Consider the following 17,183-nt stretch of genomic DNA (forward strand, 5'->3'; position numbering starts at 1 on the left):
AAGCCCGACTGTGCCGAATACGACTTAATCCCCTCCGTCCCCTTTTCTTTCTACTGCCCGGCCTGGCGCTTGAGCCAGGTATCGCGCTCGGCCGGCGGCACCGCGAGGAACGCGCCGCGGACCTTGTCGCGCTCCTGCGGTGGCGTGCGCTGTGCCACCAGGGTCAGTTGGGCCAGCTGCGCCGGGCTGAGCTGGCGCAGCACGGCCAGCGCGGCCTCGCGCTGTTCCGGCGGCACGAAGCCGAACAGGCCGTGCAGCTTGGGGAACTCCAGGCCCAGCTGCGGGCCCAGCCGCCAGCCTTCGCGGAAGGCCTGGTCCTGCGCCTGGAACTGCTGGCGCAGGCGCTGCTGCTGGTCGGCCGGCAACGCATTGAATCGCGCAGCGGCCTGACGGATCCGCTCACGCTCGCCCTCCGGCAATGCCCGCCATGCGGCGTAGTCGGCGCGGCGCTGGCGCTGCTGCTGGGCATCGAGCTGGGCGAACGCAGCGGGCGTCGTACCTGTGGTGGCCGGGGCCACCGGTGAACTGCCCGGCACTGGCGGCGGCAGCGGCACGTTCAAGGTCTGCGGCGCGGCGGACAGCGACAACGGCAGGGCCAGCAGCAGGCTGGCGAATACGGTCTTATTCATCGGCAGCAGCGGTTTCCAGCGTGGCGCTGGCCGGCTCCGGCCGGCTCGGCTTGGATTGCGACTCGTCCACCGGCAGCGGGCCGCCCGCGGCGGTCCACGCATACAGATCGGCATCGGCCACCAGCGGATAGTCGCGGTCGGCCAGCATCGTGGCGTCGTCCGTCGCCTGCGCAGGGGTCGCGTCCGGCGTGGCATTGACCTTGCTCGGCGGCAGTGCTTCCACCGTGACGGGACCCGCCTCACCAACCACGCCTTCCGGCAGCGGTGCGTCGCTGCCGAACGAATGTCCCTGCCAATGGCGCCAGCCCAGCGCGGCGGCCAGCAGTACCACCACGGTTATCAGCAGGATCAACGGACCGCGCCAGCGCGGCTTGGCATTGGCGCGGCGGCGCTTGCCAGTGGCTGCAGCCCGCTCGTCGCGCTGCGGGGTGCGCCAGCTGGAGGTCGGCGCTTCACTGCTGTTCGTCGGTGCGGCCGGCTGTTGCAGCTGCTGCAGGCGTTTGACGGGCAGATCGCGGATGCGCAGCTGCACCTGTTCGGCCAGCTGGCGCCAGGCCGAGGCGTCGGGCTGGCCGTGCGCGTCACGCGGGCAGGCATCGGCCAGCAGCTGCTGGTAGCCGGCTTCGTCCTGGTCGAGCACGCGCGTGGCGATACCTTCATCCAGGCTGCCGCCCACCCGCAGCAACAGCGCCAGGCGCGGCAACGGTCCCATCTGGCCCAAGGCGGCAAGCGGCGGCTCCCACTGGCCGCCCACCGGCTCACGCAGCGCCTGGCGCTGGCCCAGCAGGGTCCAGAAGCGGGTTGGCCACTGCGCCATCGGCAGGTCACTGGCGACCGCCGCAAACGCGCGCATCACCGCCACCAGTGTCTGTTCGGCCCGGGCAGCATCGCCGCACTGCAGTTCAGCCACCACCAGGGCGCGGCGTTCAACACCTCGCAGGAACGCCGACAGCGCACCGGCCGCGGTCGAGGAAACAGGGGCGGGCACAGCCGTCATCGATCACTCCAAAGGTCTGCCCGCATGATAGCGGCAGGCCATCGGCGCCCGTAGGACTTGCGCCCACAGGCACTTCGTGCTGCAGGTTGTGCACAGCACCACGCTGCCTGCGCAGGAAACTGTGGCATCCAGCTGAATTCACTCTGTTTCAGCATTGTTTCACACTTAAGTAATTGATTTTGATGGATTTTAAAGTATGGCGATTTTTTGACCAACCGGAGCGTGAGGCCGTCGCCATCGGCCTCCTGCGCGCCCGCCGACCGGTAACGCACAGCGTTATCCACAGAACATGTGGATAAGACTGAATCTCCAATGGACACCGATATTTAGGTGACATTTATGATTCAACGGGCGCCGTCCCGCCGCCGCCCACCCCGCCATTCGCGCGCGCATGGCCCGGTACACTGGCCCGATGCTTTCACCGATTCCGACCCTGCAGGTCGCCCTGCCCGTCCCCCTGCCCCGCCTGTTCGACTACCTGTCGCCGGAGGGCGTGACCCCCACGGTTGCGGTCGGCTGCCGCCTGAAGGTGCCGTTCGGCAACCGTGAGCTGGTCGGTGTGGTGGTGGGACACGGCCAGACCGACGACGGCCAGGGACTCCGCCAGGCGTTGGCCTGGTGCGACCCGCAGCCGCTGCTGCAGGGTGAGCTGTGGCAGAGCCTGCAGTGGCTGGCGCGCTACACCCACGCGCCGTTGGGCGAAGTACTCAGCACCGCCCTGCCCGGCCCGCTGCGCCACGGCGAGGCCCTGCCCGACACCCATCACTGGGGCTGGCAACTGACACCCGAAGGCCATGCCCAGCGCGGGAAGCTGCGCGCCGGCAGCCGCCCGCGGCAGCTGGCCGAACTGCTGGCCGAGGCCGTGGTGGATGAAGACGTACTGGGCGAACGCATGGAGGACTGGCGCACCGCCGCACGCAGTCTGGCCAAGCGTGCACTGGCCGAGCGCGTGGCGATGACGGTGGCACCGCAGCATGCGCAGCCGCTGCCCGGGCCCACGCTCAACCCGGACCAGGCCGAGGCCGTGACTGCGATCAACGCCGCCGACGGCTTCCAGCCTTTCCTGCTGGATGGCGTGACCGGCAGCGGCAAGACCGAGGTCTACCTGCAGGCGATCATCCATTGCCTGGCACAGGGCAGGCAGGCGCTGGTGCTGGTGCCGGAAATCGGCCTGACTCCGCAGACCCTGGCACGCTTCCGCGGCCGCCTCGGCATCGCCGTGCATGCGCTGCATTCGGGCTTGAACGATAACGAGCGCGCTCGCGTCTGGGCAGCCGCCTCACGTGGTGAAGCACGGGTCATTGTCGGCACCCGCTCGGCAGTGTTCACGCCGCTGCCGCAGGCCGGTCTGCTGATCATCGACGAGGAACATGACGGCAGCTACAAGCAGCAGGACGGCATCCGCTACCACGCGCGCGATTTCGCCCTGGTGCGCGCCAAGGCGCTCGGCATTCCCGTGCTGCTCGGCAGTGCCACGCCCTCGCTGGAAACACTGCACAACGCCTATGCCGGGCGCTACACCCACCTGCGCCTGAAGCAGCGTGCCGGCGATGCACGACCACCGCGCGTGCGCATCCTTGATGTGCGCAAACGGCCATTGCACGATGGCCTCTCGGCCGATGTTCTGGCCGGCATCGGCGAGCACCTGCAGCGTGGCCAGCAGGTGCTGGTGTTCAAGAACCGCCGTGGCTACGCACCGGTGCTGCTGTGCCACGACTGCGGATGGACCGCGCCGTGCCAGCGCTGCGATGCGCCGATGACCGTGCATGGTGGCGGCCGTCGCCTGCAATGCCACCACTGCGGTGCGCGGCAACCGGCGCCGCTGGCATGCCCGGCCTGCGGCAGCCTGGCGCTGCAGCCGCAGGGCATCGGTACCGAACGCCTGGAAGAGCACCTCACCGCCGCCTTCGCCGATTTTCCGGTGGTGCGCATCGACCGCGGCACCACCTCACGACGCGACGCACTGGAACAGCAGCTGGCGAAACTGGGTGACCAGCCCGGCATCCTGGTCGGCACGCAGATCCTGGCCAAGGGCCACGACCTGCCGAAGCTGACACTGGTGGTGGTGGTGGGCATCGACGAAGGTTTGTTCTCCGCGGACTTCCGCGCCAGTGAAAAACTGGCACAGCAGCTGATCCAGGTCGCTGGCCGCGCCGGCCGTGCACGCGATCCCGGCGAGGTCTGGCTGCAGACCCATCACCCCGGGCATCCGCTGCTGGAAACCCTGGTGAGCGGTGGCTACCACCCGTTCGCGCAGGCCGAGTTGAACCAGCGCCAGGCCGCCGGATTCCCGCCGTTCGCGCATCTGGCACTGATGCGCGCCGAGGCACAGCAGGTCGAGCATGCCAATGCGTTCCTGCTGGCGGCGCGGCAACTGCTGGGGGAACAGAATGTGGTCGAGGCCTACGGGCCGATGCCGGCGCCAATGCCGCGGCGTGCCGGCTACCAGCGCACCCAGCTGTTGCTGTCTGCCCTGCAGCGGCCGCCATTGCACGGCGTGCTCGGGCAGTTGGTACCGCAGCTGTACGCGCTGCCGGAAGCACGCAAGGTGCGCTGGTCCCTGGATGTGGATCCGACGGATCTGTATTGAGGGCGCTGCCCAATGCTGCGTAGAGTCGAGCTTGCTCGACTGCCGTGCGCCAGAAACAGTCGAGCAAGCTCGACTCTACCGTCGGTCCGTATGGACCCGACGGATCTGTATTGAGGCAGACGAACGCTAGCGCCGGGTCATGCCCGGCGGTCCTCCGCATACCACGCTCGCCGGGCATGGCCCGGCGCTACCCCTCAGGTCAGCGGCGACATCACGCCGCGCTGGTAGGCCGGTCGCTCGCGCAGGCGGGCGTACCAGTCGGCCAGGTGCGGCAGGTCCGGGCGCTGGATCGGCAATTCGAACCAGGCGTAGATCAGCGAGCCCAGCGGGATGTCACCCATCGCGAACGTCTCGCCCGACAGCCACGGCTGTCTGGCCAACGTGGCATCGGCCATCGCCAGGTAGTCACCGGCACGCACGATGGCGGCATTGATGCGCGCTTCGTCGCGGTCAGCCGGGGCGGTGCGCATGATGCCCCAGATCAGGTCGGTGTACAGCGGCGCCATGCGCGAGGTGCTCCAGTCCATCCACTTCTCGGCCTGGGCGCGTTCCATCGGGTCTTCGGCGTACAGCGTGCCCAGCGCGTAGCGCGCACTCAGATAGCGCACGATGGCATTCGATTCCCACAGCGGCAGGCCATGGTCTTCGATCACCGGCACCAGGCTGTTGGGATTCATCGCCAGGTACTCCGGCGTCTGCGTGCCGCCATGGCTGCCACCAACCTCGATGGATTCGTACGGCAGGCCGATTTCCTCGGCGCACCACAGCACCTTGCGGACGTTGCTGGAATTGCGGCGGCCCCAGATCTTCAACATGCGGGTTTTTCCTTGCTGGCAATGCGAGCGGCAACGATACGCCTGATCGGAGTGGAGATGTGCGTGCCGGATGCGGGATCTGGCATCTGGGGCTTGCCGGCCAGTGGCCGGCACTACCGGTTTTTCTTCGGCAGCGCGCGCACGTAGGAGGACTTGCCGTCCTTCTTCAGCTCGAACAGCCCGATCGCTGCCAGCAGGTCACTGAGCTTGCCGTAACCGTAGTTGCGCGGATCGAACGAGGCCTGGTTGCCGATCTGGCTGCCGACCGGGCCAAGGTGCGACCAGCCATCCTCGCCCTCGGCCGAGGACACCGCACGGCGCAGCATCTTCACCAGCCGCGTATCGCTGCGCATTTCCGCGCCGCTCTTGCGTGGACGCGCATCGTCGTTGGCCACTGGCTCGTTCGGTGCCTGTTCGTTCGATGACTGTTCCGTATCCTGCACGCTGGCATGGGTCTGGCCCAGCGCTTCCAGATAGGTGAACTTCGAACACGCATTGACGAACGGTTCCGGCGTTTTCTTCTCGCCGAAGCCATAGACCTTCACGCCATCGGTCAGCAGGCGCATCACCATCGGGGTGAAGTCGGCATCGCTGGACACGATCGCGAAGCCATCCAGATTGCGCGCGTACAGCAGGTCCATGGCATCGATCACCATCGCCATGTCCGACGCGTTCTTGCCTTTGCTGTAGGCAAACTGCTGGATCGGGCGGATCGCGTACTCGTGCAGCACCGCCTCCCATCCCTTCAACCGCGGGCTCTTCCAGTTGCCATAGGCGCGGCGCACGTTGGCCACGCCGTAGCGGGCGACTTCGGCCAGGACCTCGTCGATCTTCGAGGCCGGCGCGTTGTCGGCGTCGATCAACAGGGCGATGCGCTTTTCCGGTTCGCTCATGGGCTCCTCACGGGCAGTTGCCTGAACCCGAGTATCGCCGATCCATGCGGGCGCTGACGTGACAGGGCGCCATCGTGCGAAGATGCCAGGCGCTTCCCCCAATGCCCCCACTGGAGTGAGTCGATGAGTCGCGAGCGCGTTCCCCACCTGGTTGTTGTCGGCGGCGGTTTTGCCGGTCTCTGGGCCACCCGTGCCCTGGCCCGCGAGCGCATACGCATCACCCTGGTCGACCGCCGCAACCACCATCTGTTCCAGCCACTGCTGTACCAGGTGGCCACCGCCGGCCTGTCCGCGCCGGACATCGCCGCGCCGCTGCGCCACATCCTCGGCCACCAGCGCAATGTGGAAGTCCGCCTCGGCGAAGTGGTGACCATCGACAAGCAGGCCCGGCAGATCCGCATGGCCGATGGCAGCACGCTGGACTACGACAGCCTGCTGCTGGCTACCGGCGCCACCCACGCCTACTTCGGCAACGACCAATGGGCCGATGATGCGCCCGGGCTGAAGACGCTGGACGATGCCATCGCACTGCGCCGCAAGCTGCTGCTGGCGTTCGAGCGCGCCGAGGCCGAACCGGACCCGGCGAAGAAGGCGGCGTGGCTGAGCTTCGCCGTGGTCGGCGGTGGACCTACCGGTGTTGAGCTGGCCGGCACCCTGGCAGAAATCGCGCGGCATACGCTGCGCAACGAGTTCCGCCATATCGATCCGGCCAGCGCCAAGGTGCGGCTGGTCGAAGCCGGCCCGCGCGTGTTGTCTTCGTTCCCGGAAGTGCTTTCGCTGAAGGCACGGCGGCAACTGGAAAAACTGGGTGTAGAGGTGCTGACCGGTACCCCGGTGAGCGACATCGACAGCCAGGGCTTCAAGCTCGGCGATCAGTTCGTGCCGGCCCGCACCGTGGTGTGGGCCGCCGGCGTGGCCGCTTCACCGCTGGCGCGCACCCTGGAGGTGCCGCTGGATCGCGCCGGCCGCGTGCAGGTGCAGCCGGACCTGACCCTGCCCGACCACCCCGAGCTGTTCGTGGCCGGTGACCTGGCCGCACTGAACCAGGCCAATGGCAAGCCGGTGCCCGGCGTCGCGCCCGCCGCCAAGCAGATGGGCAAGTACGTGGCCGAGGTGATCCGCGCGCGCTTGCATGGCAAGGCCGCACCGGGGCCGTTCAAGTACGCCGACTTCGGCAACCTGGCCACCATCGGCCGCATGGCCGCCATCGTGCACCTGGGCAGGCTGCAGCTTTCCGGCGTGCTGGCCTGGTGGTTCTGGCTGGCCGCGCACGTGTTCTTCCTGATCGGCTTCCGCAACCGCATCGTGGTGCTGCTGAACTGGGCCGTTGCGTACTGGAGCTACCAGCGCAGCGCGCGCATCATCTTCGGTGATGATCAGGAAGACCGGCGACCCCGACGGTAGTGCCGGCCGCTGGCCGGCTGCTGCGCGGTCGGATCCCTTTCCGCAGGAAAGGGCTCTGACCCCGTCAACACCATCCACGCATGGCGTGGATCTACCGGTTCATCGGGCCACCCGCCGTTTCGACCAGGTGCGGCAGAAATCCTCCTTCCTCGCGGCATCAGCAATCTGCGCGGTACTCCAATGCCGGGTGATCCAGATTGTCAGTGCGGTACTGCTGAGATGCCAGCGCAGCATGTCGTGCCTTGGCTGCCGCATCAGGTGGCGGCGTGCAACCCAGAACGCTTCGCGCTCGACATCAGTCGCCTTCTTCAACGCTTCAGGATCGAAGAACCGCGTCGTGAAGCTCCAGGGATTCATCGGCTGGTATCCCGCCCGCGGTTCGCTGCTGCACGCGGCCACACCACTGGGCGTGCGGTCGGCCAAGTTCGGCCGGCCTTCCACCAGCGCCAACCCGAGCAGGTACAGCAGGCCAGGCAGCAGCGCGATGCCGGCGACCAGCATGACGACGCAGATCCATGCTTTGCCGGCGGCACGCATCGCTCTACCGCGCCTTCGGTTTCGGGTACCACAGTGCATTGACGATGACCCAGCGCTGGTCGAAGCGGCCCATGTGGAAGTAGTCGACGAACCACGGGGTTTCCAGCCGTACCGAGGCCGCGTTGCCGGTCACGTCCAGCACCGTGCAGCGGCGGTCCCATTGATCCTTCGGGGTCTTCAGGGCGCCCTGCTTCGTCAGCGCCACCAGTTCTTCCTTCGACATGCGGCGCAGGCCCAGGCGTTCGTCGGGCGTATCGCCGAGGACCGCGCGCTTGGCCAGGTCCGGGTGCAGGGAGCGGGCGACGCGCTGCGGGTCGGCTTCCAGCTGGCCGTCGACGTAATCATGGCAGGTGGCTTCAATGGCCTCGCGGGTGGCCGGATCGGCAGTGGGGCTCGTTGCTGCGGAAAGAGCGAACAGCAGGGCAATCGTGGACATCCGGGTCTCCAGCTCTGGGCGCGGAGCGATCATGGCATGGGCCAAGTGGCCCATCCACGCATGGCGTGGATCTACAGGACCGGGGCCTGCAGCCAGGCCAGCTTGCGTTCGCGGGGCTGCTGCTTGAGCTGCCACTCGGCGCGTGAGGCGGCGGCCCGGTCGGGGTACTCGCGCACGGCCAGCACGCGCAGTGGCGGCCGTGCCCGGGTGTAGCGCGCGCCCTTGCCGGCCTGGTGGGCGGCGAAACGCGCCTCCACATCGGTGCTGATGCCGGCGTAGTAGCTGCCATCGCGGCATTCGAGCAGGTACAGGAACCACGGGCGGAGGGACGGGGCCATGCCCGGATTATGCCGTGCTGCACTGCAGCGGATATACTGGCGCCCGAATGCAGGAGAGAGGCGCCGCGCTGGCGCCCGCCGAAGGCGCAGGCTCCCATGATCGCTCAGGCCGGTGGGCTGGAATCCCACCAACCATGCATTCGACTCGCCGAGCTGGAGAGAGGTCACCGGGCATGCCCGGGACGATCCGCCGAAGGGGCACGCGGCCAACGCCGCTGAACTCTCAGGCAAAAGGACAGCGGGAGCGGCACCGGTCATCGTCATCCCGTCATTGCGCAGGCAGTGGCGGTAGTCGCGCATGGCCGGCCCCACCGCGCCCGGAGCCTGTCCCATGCTGCTGTCCATCATCTACCTGATCGCCATTTCCGCCGAAGCCATGACCGGCGCGCTGTCCGCCGGGCGTCGCCGCATGGACCTGTTCGGGGTGGTCATGATCGCCTGCGTCACCGCCCTCGGGGGCGGTTCGCTGCGCGACATCCTGCTCGGCCACTACCCGTTGGGCTGGGTGAAGCATCCCGAGTACCTGGGCTTCACCGTGTGCGCGGCGCTGATCGCCACCTGGGTGGCGCGCTGGATGCACCACTTCCGCCGCACCTTCCTGGTGCTCGATGGCCTGGGCCTGATCGCCTTCACCCTGATCGGCTGTTCGATCGCGCGCGAGGCCGGCCATGCCATGCCGATCGTGCTGATCGCCGGCATGCTGACCGGCGCGTTCGGCGGCGTGCTGCGCGACATTCTCTGCAACGAGGTGCCGCTGATCTTCCAGAAGGAGCTGTACGCGATCATCGCGCTGCTGACCGGCGCGGCCTACCTGTTGCTGCTGCACTGGGGCGTGGCCGACGCCACCGCGATCCTGTGCTGCCTCGGCGGCGGCTTCGCGCTGCGCCTGCTGGCGATCCACTACCGCTGGGAAATGCCGAAGTTCGTCTATCACGACGAATTGCATTGATTGTTTGTCGGTAGTGTCGGCCGCTGGCCGGCAACACGGCACACGCCCGCAGATTCCGGCAGGTTGCCGGCCAGCGGCCGGCACTACCGAATGCGTTGCATGACCATGGTCATGCGGCATTGGCCGGGGTGATTGGCTACCATTGTCACCCCGTCGCTGCCGCGACGGCATCCAGCCACGCCGCGCCCGCGGCCCCGCCAGACAACTCCCTCCCCGCTGCCCGTGGTGCCGTGAACGCGCCGACGGGCCCGCATGTCCCTGCGCGCGCAGGGCGCAGGATGCCCCATGTCTGTCGCCGAAAATTCCCGCTTCCGTCGTGCCCGCCTGTTGTGGGCGGTGCTGGCCATCGCCCTCGTCGCCGTTCTGGCGTGGTGGCTGTGGCCCCGGAACGGCGCCGGCAGCAGCGACGATGCGCCGGGCAAGACGGTGCCGGTACGCGTGGCACGCGCCAGCGCCGAGCCGCTGGTGCTGCGCCTGAAGGCGGTCGGTACGGTCACCCCGCTGCACAGCGTGGTGGTACGCAGCCGCGTGGATGGCGAACTGCTGCGGCTGCATTTCCAGGAAGGCCAGCAGGTGAAGGCCGGCGATCTGCTGGCGCAGATCGACCCGCGCCCGTATGAAGTGAAGCTGGCACAGGCGCAGGGTACCCAGCAGCAGAATCTGGCCGAGCTGGAAAACGCCGAGCGCCAGCTGCAGCGCTACCGCGAACTGCAGAAGCAGAACTACGTGTCCGGGCAGGAACTGAGCGACCAGCAGAGCAAGGTGCGCCAGCTGCAGGGCCGCCGCCTCAGCGATCAGGCGTCCGTTGATGAAGCGCGCCTGCAGCTGCAGTACACCCGCATCACCGCGCCGGTCAGTGGCCGCGTCGGGCTGCGCCGGTTGGACGTGGGCAACCTGGTGCGCGCCAGCGATGCCGAAGGCCTGGTGACGCTGGCGCAGACCGCACCGATCAGCGTGCTGTTCACCGTGCCCGAACCCGAGCTGCCTGCGCTGCTCGATGCCGTGCAGGCGCAACCGGCACTGGCGGTGGAAACCTGGGACCGCGAAGAACGCCGGCAGCTGGCCCGCGGCTCGCTGTCCAGCGTCGACAACCGCATCGATACCACCACCGGCACGTTGAAACTGCGTGCGCACTTCGACAACCACGATCTGGCGCTGTTCCCCAACCAGTTCGTCAACGTCCGCCTGCAGCTGGGCGAGCAGCCCGCGCTGCTGATTCCCGATGCTGCCGTGCAGTTCGGCAGCCAGGGCAACTACGTGCATATCGTCGACAAGGACAGCAAGGCACAACGCCGCACCGTGGTGCTCGGTCCAGCCGATGATGGACGCGTGGCCGTGCGCTCCGGGCTGGCCGCAGGGGACAAGGTGGTGATCGAAGGCATCGACGGGCTGGAAGACGGCACGGCGGTGGAGATCATCACCGAGGAGGCCGCGACCAAGGCCGGCGCATGAACCTCTCGCGCCCGTTCATCCTGCGCCCGGTCGCAACGACTCTCCTGATGGTGGCGCTGCTGCTGTCCGGCGTGCTGGCCTATCGCCTGCTGCCGGTGGCGGCGCTGCCGCAGGTCGATTACCCGATCATCCAGATCACCACGCTGTATCCGGGGGCCAGCCCCGAACTGACCACACGCACCATCACCGCACCGCTGGAGCGCCAACTCGGCCAGATTCCCGGCCTGAAACAACTGTCGTCGACCAGTTCCGGTGGCGCCTCGGTCATTACCCTGCAGTTCGGGCTGGAGGTGTCGCTGGGTGTGGCCGAGCAGGACGTGCAGGCCGCCATCAACGCGGCGGGCAGCTTCCTGCCCGGGGACCTGCCTGTGCCGCCGGTGTACCGCAAGGTCAACCCGGCCGACACCCCCATCCTGACCTTGGCGGTGACCTCGCAAGGCCTGTCGCTGCCGCAGGTGCACGATCTGGTGGATACGCGCATTGCCCAGCGCCTGGCGCAGTTGCCCGGCGTCGGCCTGGTCAGCCTGGCCGGGGGCCAGCGCCCGGCGGTGCGCATCCAGGTCAATCCGGCGGCGCTTGCCGCCAACAACCTGGGCATGGACCACATCCGCACCGCCATCGCCGCCGCCAACGTCAACCTGCCCAAGGGTAGTTTCGACGGCCCGATCCGCGCGGTGATGCTCGATGCCAACGATCAGATGCGCAGCGTGGATGAGTACCGTGCCCTGGTACTGGCCTGGCGCGACGGCGCGCCGCTGCGGCTGGGCGATGTAGCCACCATTACCGATGGCGCCGAGAACCGGCAGCTGGCCGCCTGGAGCGGCACCACCCCGGCAGTGCTGGTGAACATCCAGCGCCAGCCCGGCGCCAACGTGATCGCCGTGGTCGAGCAGGTGCGTACGCTGCTGCCGCAGCTGCAGGCCACGCTGCCCGCCGGTGTGCAGATGAATGTACTGAGCGACCGTACCGAATCGATCCGCGCGTCGGTGCGCGGCGTGCAGAAGGAACTGGTACTGGCCATCGGCCTTGTGGTGCTGGTCACCTGGGTGTTCCTGCGCAATCTGCCGGCCACGCTCATTCCCAGCGTCGCGGTACCGCTGTCGCTCATCGGCACCTTCGCGGTGATGCTGCTGGCCGGCTATTCGCTCAACAACCTCACCCTGATGGCGCTGACCATCGCCACCGGCTTCGTGGTGGACGATGCCATCGTGATGCTGGAGAACATCGCCCGCCATCTGGAGGAAGGCGAAAGCCCCCGCGATGCAGCGCTGAAAGGCGCAGCCGAGATCGGCTTCACCCTGGTGTCGCTGACTGTTTCGCTGATCGCGGTGCTGATCCCGCTGCTGTTCATGGCCGACCTGGTGGGTGCACTGTTCCATGAGTTCGCAGTGACACTGGCTGTAGCCATCGGCATTTCGCTGGTGGTCTCGCTGACGCTGACGCCGATGCTGTGCGCGCGGTTCCTGAAGCCGCACGCGAAGACTGCACATGCGCCCGATGTCTTCGACCGCGTCATCGGCCTCTACGACCGCCAGCTACGCTGGGTGCTGCAGCGCCAGCCGCTGATGCTGCTGGCCACCGTTGCCACCCTCGCACTGACCGTGGCGCTGTACTTCGCCGTGCCCAAGGGTTTCTTCCCGGTGCAGGATGCCGGCCTGGTGCAGGGCATCAGCGAAGCGCCGCAGGCGATCTCATTCCAGGCCATGCGCGAGCGCCAGCAGGCGCTGGCGGCGGCCATCGAAGCCGACCAGGCGGTGGCCAGCGTGTCGTCCTACATCGGCGTGGACGGCAACAATGCCACGCTCAATACCGGCCGCCTGCTGATCGAGCTGAAACCGCACGGCGACCGCGATGGCGCCGCCGTGGTGATGGCGCGCCTGCAACAGCGCGTGTCGAAGATCCCCGGCATCACCCTGTACCTGCAGCCGGTACAGGAGCTGGGCATCGAAGACCGCATCAGCCGCACCCAGTACCAGTTCACCCTGACCACGCCGGATCTTGAAACACTGGAACGCTGGACCCCGAAGCTGCTGCAGGCGCTACGCCAGCAACCGGCACTGCGCGATGTCGCCAGCGATCTGCAGATGCAGGGCCGGCAGGCGCGCGTGGCGATCGACCGCGATGCGGCGGCGCGCCTGGGCGTAAGCGTGGAAGCAGTAGCCGATGCGCTGTACGACGCCTATGGGCAGCGCCAGATTTCGACCATCTTCACCCAGGCCAGCCAGTACCGGGTGGTGCTGGAGGCCGATCCTTCACGACAGCCCGGGCCGGAGGCGATCACGGGTCTGCGTGTGCGCAGCAGCAGTGGGCAGACCGTGCCGCTGGGTGCAGTGGCGCGGGTAGAGGTGGGTCCGTCCGCACTGCTACGCAATCACGTGGGCCAGTTCCCGGCGGCCACGCTGTCGTTCAACCTTGCCCCGGGCGCTTCGCTGGGCGAAGCGGTGGATGCCGTGCACGCCGCGCACGCACAGGTGAACCTGCCGCAGAGCATCGAACTTCGCCTGCAGGGTGCCGCAGCGGCCTTCAGCAGCTCGCTGTCGTCCACACTGTGGCTGATCCTGGCCGCGGTGGTGGTGATGTACATCGTGCTGGGCGTGCTCTACGAGAGCTTCATCCACCCCATCACAATCCTCTCCACCCTGCCCTCGGCCACCGTCGGTGCGTTGGCGGCACTGTGGGTAAGCGGACGCAGCCTGGACCTGATCGCGGTGATCGGCATCGTGCTGCTGATCGGCCTGGTGAAGAAGAACGCGATCATGATGATCGACTTCGCACTGGACGCGCAGCGCACACGTGGCATGTCACCGCGCGAGGCGATCCATCAGGCCGCGCTGCTGCGCTTCCGGCCGATCCTGATGACCACGCTGGCCGCGCTGTTCGGCGCAGTGCCGCTGATGCTGGCCAGTGGTTCCGGCGCCGAGCTGCGGCAGCCACTGGGCTGGGTGATGGTGGGGGGGCTGCTGGTCAGCCAGGTACTGACCCTGTTCACCACGCCGGTGATCTACCTGGCCTTTGATCGCCTGCAGCGTGGCCGTGCGACGTCCCCGGTGGCCGTTGACGAGGCGCGCGCGTGACCCCCATCGCGCGCCTGGCGCAGGCCTGCGTGCAGCGCCCGGTTGCGACGATCCTGCTGGCGGTGGCGCTGGCGCTGGCTGGCCTGCTGGCATTGCGCCTGTTGCCTGTGGCGCCACTGCCACAGGTCGATTACCCCGCCATTGAAGTCAGTGCCAGCCTGCCCGGCGCCTCGCCCGAGTCGATGGCAGCCACCGTCGCCACGCCGCTGGAGCGCGCACTGGGCAGCCTGCCCGGCATCTCACGCATCGACTCGGCCAGCACCCAGGGCCAGACCCAGATCGAACTGAAGTTCGTACTCGGCCGCGACATCGATGAGGCAGCGCGTGAAGTGCAGGCCGCCATCAATCTTGCACGCGGGCAGTTGCCCAGTGGTATGCCCGGCATGCCGCAGTACCGCAAGGTCAATCCCTCACAGGCACCGATCCTGGCGCTGGCACTGACCTCGGACACGCGTTCGCCAGGCCAGCTGTATGACCTGGCCTCCACCGTGCTGGCGCAGAAGCTGTCGCAGGTGCCAGGTGTGGGCGAAGTGCAGGTGGGCGGCAGCGCCTTGCCCGCCGTGCGTGTATCGCTGGACCCGAATGCACTGAACCATGCAGGCCTGGCGCTGGAGGACGTGGCCCAGGCTATCGGCCGCGCCAACGCCATGCGCCCGCTGGGTGCCGTGGGCGATGACCGTCAGCAGTGGCAGCTGGAAGCGCCGCTGCAGCTGCGCCAGGCCGCGCAGTACCGCGAACTGGCTCTGAAGGTCAGCGACGACCGCACGCTGCGGCTGGGCGATGTCGCCGCCGTTGCCGATGGCGTGGAAGACCGTTACGCCAGCGGCTTCCACAACGAACGCCCCGCCGTGCTGCTGATCGTCAGCCGCCAACCCGGCGCCAACATCATCGCCACCGTTGATGCCATCCAGGCGCAGCTACCGCAACTGCATGCGCTGTTGCCCTCCGGCGTGGACATGCGGCTGGTGATGGACCGCTCGCCGGTGATCCGCGCCACCCTGCACGAAGCAGAGCTCACGCTGGTGCTGGCGATCGTGCTGGTGGTGCTGGTGGTGCTCGGCTTCCTCGGCCACTGGCGTGCAGCGTTGGTGCCCAGCGTGGCGATTCCGGTGGTGCTGTTCGGTACGCTGGCGCTGATCGCGCTGATGGGCTTCTCGCTCAACACGCTCTCGCTGATGGCGTTGATTGTCGCGGCGGTGCTGGTGGTGGACGATGCCATCGTGGTGCTGGAGAACATCGCCCGCCATCGCGAACTGGGCGCCGACCGCTGGCAGGCGGCAGTACGGGGTGCATCGGAAGTCGGTGCCACGCTGCTGTCGATGAACGTTGCACTGGCCGTGGTGTTCGTCTCCATCCTGTTCCTGGACGACTTCGTCGAACGCCTGTTCCGCGAATTCTCGTTGACCCTGGTGGCGGCCATGACGGTCTCCGTGCTGGTCGCGCTGAGCCTGGTGCCGATGCTGTGTGCACGATTGTTCGTGGATGCCGCGCAGCAACCCTCGCGCTGGCAGCGGGGCAGCAATGCGCTGTTCGAACGTGTGCGCAGCGCCTACCTGCGCACGCTTCAGGCCAGCCTGCGCCGGCTGCGCTGGCCGTTGCTGGCCTTCGTTGCAGTCATCGCGCTTAACACGTGGCTGTTCCAGCAGGTGCCCAAGGGCATCGTGCCCAAGCAGGACACCGCGCAGCTGCGCGGCTTCGCGCGCGGCGATGACGGCCTGTCCTTCCAGGCCATGCAACCGAAGATCGACGCGTACAGGAAGCTGTTGCTGTCCGATCCGGCCATCGAGGACATCATCGGTTACATCGGTGGCAGCAACGGGGTCAACAACGCCTTCATCATGATCAAGATGAAGCCGCTGGCCGAGCGCAAGGTGTCCAGCCAACAGGTGATCGACCGCCTGCGCGCGCGGCTGCCCAAGCTGCCCGGCGGCAATCTCTATCTGTGGGTGGACCAGGACATCCGCCTGGAGGGCGCCGGCAGCAGTGGCAAGTACGAGTTCCAGCTGCTGTCGGCCGATACAGCACCACTGCGCGAATGGGCGCCGAAGGTGGCTGCCGCGCTGCGTGGCCTGCCCGAACTGGTGGACGTGGAAGCACAGGGAGAAGCAGGCATGCGCCAGGTGATGCTGGACATCGACCGCGAAGCAGCCGCGCGCCACGGCGTGGACCTGCGCACCGTCGCCAACATGCTCAACAACTCCTTCAGCCAGCGCCAGGTCGCCACGCTGTACGACAGCCTCAACCAGTACCGCGTGGTGATGGAGCTGGACCCGAAGCACACCCAGGACCCGGGCACGCTGTCACGCCTGCAGGTGATCGATGGCAACGGCCAGCGCATTCCGCTGTCGAGCATCGCCAGCTGGCGCTATGGCATGGCACCGGACCGCGTGTACCACAGCGAGCAGTTCGCCTCGATCTGGATCGAGTTCGCGCTGGCACCGGGGGTGGGCCTGGAACAGGCCACGCAGGCGATTGATGCTGCGATGTCGAAACTGATGCTGCCGCGTTCGGTCCAGGGAAAACTGTCCGGTGAAGCCGGCGGGCTGGATCAGCTGCGCGCGCGCCAGCTATGGCTGGTGCTGGGCGCCACGCTGGCGGTCTACCTGGTGCTGGGCATCCTCTACGAGAGCTTCCTGCAGCCGCTGGTGATCCTGTCCACCCTGCCTTCGGCCGGTGTCGGCGCGCTGCTGGCGCTGTGGCTGTTCGGCAACGAACTGAACCTGATCGCCCTGCTCGGCCTGTTCCTGCTGGTGGGCGTGGTGATGAAGAACACCATCCTGCTGGTGGATTTCGCGCTGGCCGGCGAGCGGCGCGGGCTGAGCGCGCAGGATTCAGTGATGGAAGCCGCGCGGTTGCGCCTGCGGCCGATCCTGATGACCTCGCTGGCAGCGCTGCTGGGCACGTTGCCGCTGATGCTGGCCAACGGCGAAGGCTGGGAACTGCGGCAACCGCTGGGCATTGCGATTGTCGGCGGCTTGCTGGTCAGCCAATGGTTGACGCTGTACACGACCCCGGCGATGTATCTGGCCTTGGCGAGGTTGCGCGCGAAGAAGGCCATGTAGCGTGGAG

13 protein-coding genes and 2 riboswitches are annotated in these 17,183 nt (G+C 67.6%); of the genes, 6 read left to right on the top strand and 7 right to left on the bottom strand.

Translation table 11 applies throughout. The features are described from left to right. Window positions 1-50: 50 nt before the first annotated feature. Window positions 51-629, bottom strand: a complete 579-nt coding sequence (locus tag ACZK5G_RS19970; protein WP_277778272.1) for a DUF3106 domain-containing protein — start codon at window positions 627-629, stop codon at window positions 51-53. Continuing rightward, window positions 622-1,626 carry a hypothetical protein gene (locus ACZK5G_RS19975; RefSeq protein WP_032129681.1) on the bottom strand — a complete coding sequence of 335 codons (1,005 nt, stop codon included), beginning with the start codon at window positions 1,624-1,626 and terminating at the stop codon, window positions 622-624. The genes ACZK5G_RS19970 and ACZK5G_RS19975 overlap by 8 nt, the downstream gene beginning before the upstream one ends. Window positions 1,627-2,038: 412 nt before the next feature. On the opposite strand from ACZK5G_RS19975, the gene ACZK5G_RS19980 reads away from it, so the two are divergent. Beyond that, window positions 2,039-4,216: a primosomal protein N' gene (locus ACZK5G_RS19980; RefSeq protein ID WP_478464532.1), complete on the top strand. Its 2,178-nt coding sequence runs from the start codon at window positions 2,039-2,041 to the stop codon at window positions 4,214-4,216. A 194-nt stretch (window positions 4,217-4,410) separates the two neighbouring features. Here the strand turns inward: ACZK5G_RS19980 and ACZK5G_RS19985 are convergent, their stop codons facing one another. After that, window positions 4,411-5,031 carry a glutathione S-transferase family protein gene (locus tag ACZK5G_RS19985; RefSeq protein WP_049461958.1) on the bottom strand — a complete coding sequence of 207 codons (621 nt, stop codon included), beginning with the start codon at window positions 5,029-5,031 and terminating at the stop codon, window positions 4,411-4,413. Window positions 5,032-5,144: 113 nt separating this feature from the next. Then, window positions 5,145-5,924, bottom strand: coding sequence for an NYN domain-containing protein (locus ACZK5G_RS19990; protein ID WP_032129684.1), 780 nt, complete (start codon window positions 5,922-5,924; stop codon window positions 5,145-5,147). Between the two features lie 123 nt (window positions 5,925-6,047). Between ACZK5G_RS19990 and ACZK5G_RS19995 the strand changes: the two genes are divergently transcribed. Further along, window positions 6,048-7,328 carry an NAD(P)/FAD-dependent oxidoreductase gene (locus tag ACZK5G_RS19995; RefSeq protein WP_049400994.1) on the top strand — a complete coding sequence of 427 codons (1,281 nt, stop codon included), beginning with the start codon at window positions 6,048-6,050 and terminating at the stop codon, window positions 7,326-7,328. Between the two features lie 99 nt (window positions 7,329-7,427). On the opposite strand, the gene ACZK5G_RS20000 is transcribed toward ACZK5G_RS19995, so the two are convergent. The 3 genes from ACZK5G_RS20000 to ACZK5G_RS20010 form a co-directional block, all read right to left on the bottom strand. Then, window positions 7,428-7,865, bottom strand: coding sequence for a hypothetical protein (locus ACZK5G_RS20000; protein WP_121504292.1), 438 nt, complete (start codon window positions 7,863-7,865; stop codon window positions 7,428-7,430). A gap of 4 nt (window positions 7,866-7,869) precedes the next feature. Then, window positions 7,870-8,301, bottom strand: a complete 432-nt coding sequence (locus ACZK5G_RS20005; protein ID WP_478464534.1) for a nuclear transport factor 2 family protein — start codon at window positions 8,299-8,301, stop codon at window positions 7,870-7,872. A 71-nt stretch (window positions 8,302-8,372) separates the two neighbouring features. Beyond that, on the bottom strand, window positions 8,373-8,639 hold the full coding sequence (locus tag ACZK5G_RS20010; protein ID WP_049452937.1) for a GIY-YIG nuclease family protein: 267 nt from the start codon (window positions 8,637-8,639) through the stop codon (window positions 8,373-8,375). Between the two features lie 40 nt (window positions 8,640-8,679). After that, window positions 8,680-8,769, top strand: a riboswitch (glycine riboswitch). A 13-nt stretch (window positions 8,770-8,782) separates the two neighbouring features. After that, a riboswitch (glycine riboswitch) is annotated at window positions 8,783-8,886 on the top strand. A gap of 84 nt (window positions 8,887-8,970) precedes the next feature. On the opposite strand from ACZK5G_RS20010, the gene ACZK5G_RS20015 reads away from it, so the two are divergent. The 4 genes from ACZK5G_RS20015 to ACZK5G_RS20030 all read left to right on the top strand — a co-directional run bounded on the left by ACZK5G_RS20015 (window position 8,971) and on the right by ACZK5G_RS20030 (window position 17,176). After that, window positions 8,971-9,588, top strand: a complete 618-nt coding sequence (locus ACZK5G_RS20015) for a trimeric intracellular cation channel family protein (RefSeq protein WP_478464536.1) — start codon at window positions 8,971-8,973, stop codon at window positions 9,586-9,588. 285 nt (window positions 9,589-9,873) lie between these two features. Continuing rightward, window positions 9,874-11,040, top strand: coding sequence for an MdtA/MuxA family multidrug efflux RND transporter periplasmic adaptor subunit (locus ACZK5G_RS20020; protein ID WP_012512239.1), 1,167 nt, complete (start codon window positions 9,874-9,876; stop codon window positions 11,038-11,040). Continuing rightward, a complete protein-coding gene (locus ACZK5G_RS20025; protein WP_478464537.1) occupies window positions 11,037-14,114 on the top strand; it encodes a multidrug efflux RND transporter permease subunit in 3,078 nt (1,025 codons plus the stop codon). The genes ACZK5G_RS20020 and ACZK5G_RS20025 overlap by 4 nt, the downstream gene beginning before the upstream one ends. Beyond that, window positions 14,111-17,176, top strand: coding sequence for an efflux RND transporter permease subunit (locus ACZK5G_RS20030; protein ID WP_478464538.1), 3,066 nt, complete (start codon window positions 14,111-14,113; stop codon window positions 17,174-17,176). Before ACZK5G_RS20025 ends, ACZK5G_RS20030 begins: the two co-directional genes overlap by 4 nt. The last annotated feature ends 7 nt before the right edge of the window (window positions 17,177-17,183 follow it).

The sequence above is a fragment of the Stenotrophomonas sp. 62841_Sma genome (genome assembly GCF_056482945.1).

Excerpts from the sequence above, each read along its gene's own strand:
- ACZK5G_RS19970 (WP_277778272.1), bottom strand. The coding sequence starts at position 629 with ATGAATAAGACCGTATTCGCCAGCCTGCTGCTGGCCCTGCCGTTGTCG.
- ACZK5G_RS20005 (WP_478464534.1), bottom strand. The coding sequence starts at position 8,301 with ATGTCCACGATTGCCCTGCTGTTCGCTCTTTCCGCAGCAACGAGCCCC.
- ACZK5G_RS20025 (WP_478464537.1), top strand. The coding sequence starts at position 11,037 with ATGAACCTCTCGCGCCCGTTCATCCTGCGCCCGGTCGCAACGACTCTC.
- ACZK5G_RS20000 (WP_121504292.1), bottom strand. The coding sequence starts at position 7,865 with ATGCGTGCCGCCGGCAAAGCATGGATCTGCGTCGTCATGCTGGTCGCC.
- ACZK5G_RS19980 (WP_478464532.1), top strand. The coding sequence starts at position 2,039 with ATGCTTTCACCGATTCCGACCCTGCAGGTCGCCCTGCCCGTCCCCCTG.
- ACZK5G_RS19975 (WP_032129681.1), bottom strand. The coding sequence starts at position 1,626 with ATGACGGCTGTGCCCGCCCCTGTTTCCTCGACCGCGGCCGGTGCGCTG.
- ACZK5G_RS20010 (WP_049452937.1), bottom strand. The coding sequence starts at position 8,639 with ATGGCCCCGTCCCTCCGCCCGTGGTTCCTGTACCTGCTCGAATGCCGC.
- ACZK5G_RS20020 (WP_012512239.1), top strand. The coding sequence starts at position 9,874 with ATGTCTGTCGCCGAAAATTCCCGCTTCCGTCGTGCCCGCCTGTTGTGG.
- ACZK5G_RS19995 (WP_049400994.1), top strand. The coding sequence starts at position 6,048 with ATGAGTCGCGAGCGCGTTCCCCACCTGGTTGTTGTCGGCGGCGGTTTT.
- ACZK5G_RS19985 (WP_049461958.1), bottom strand. The coding sequence starts at position 5,031 with ATGTTGAAGATCTGGGGCCGCCGCAATTCCAGCAACGTCCGCAAGGTG.
- ACZK5G_RS19990 (WP_032129684.1), bottom strand. The coding sequence starts at position 5,924 with ATGAGCGAACCGGAAAAGCGCATCGCCCTGTTGATCGACGCCGACAAC.
- ACZK5G_RS20015 (WP_478464536.1), top strand. The coding sequence starts at position 8,971 with ATGCTGCTGTCCATCATCTACCTGATCGCCATTTCCGCCGAAGCCATG.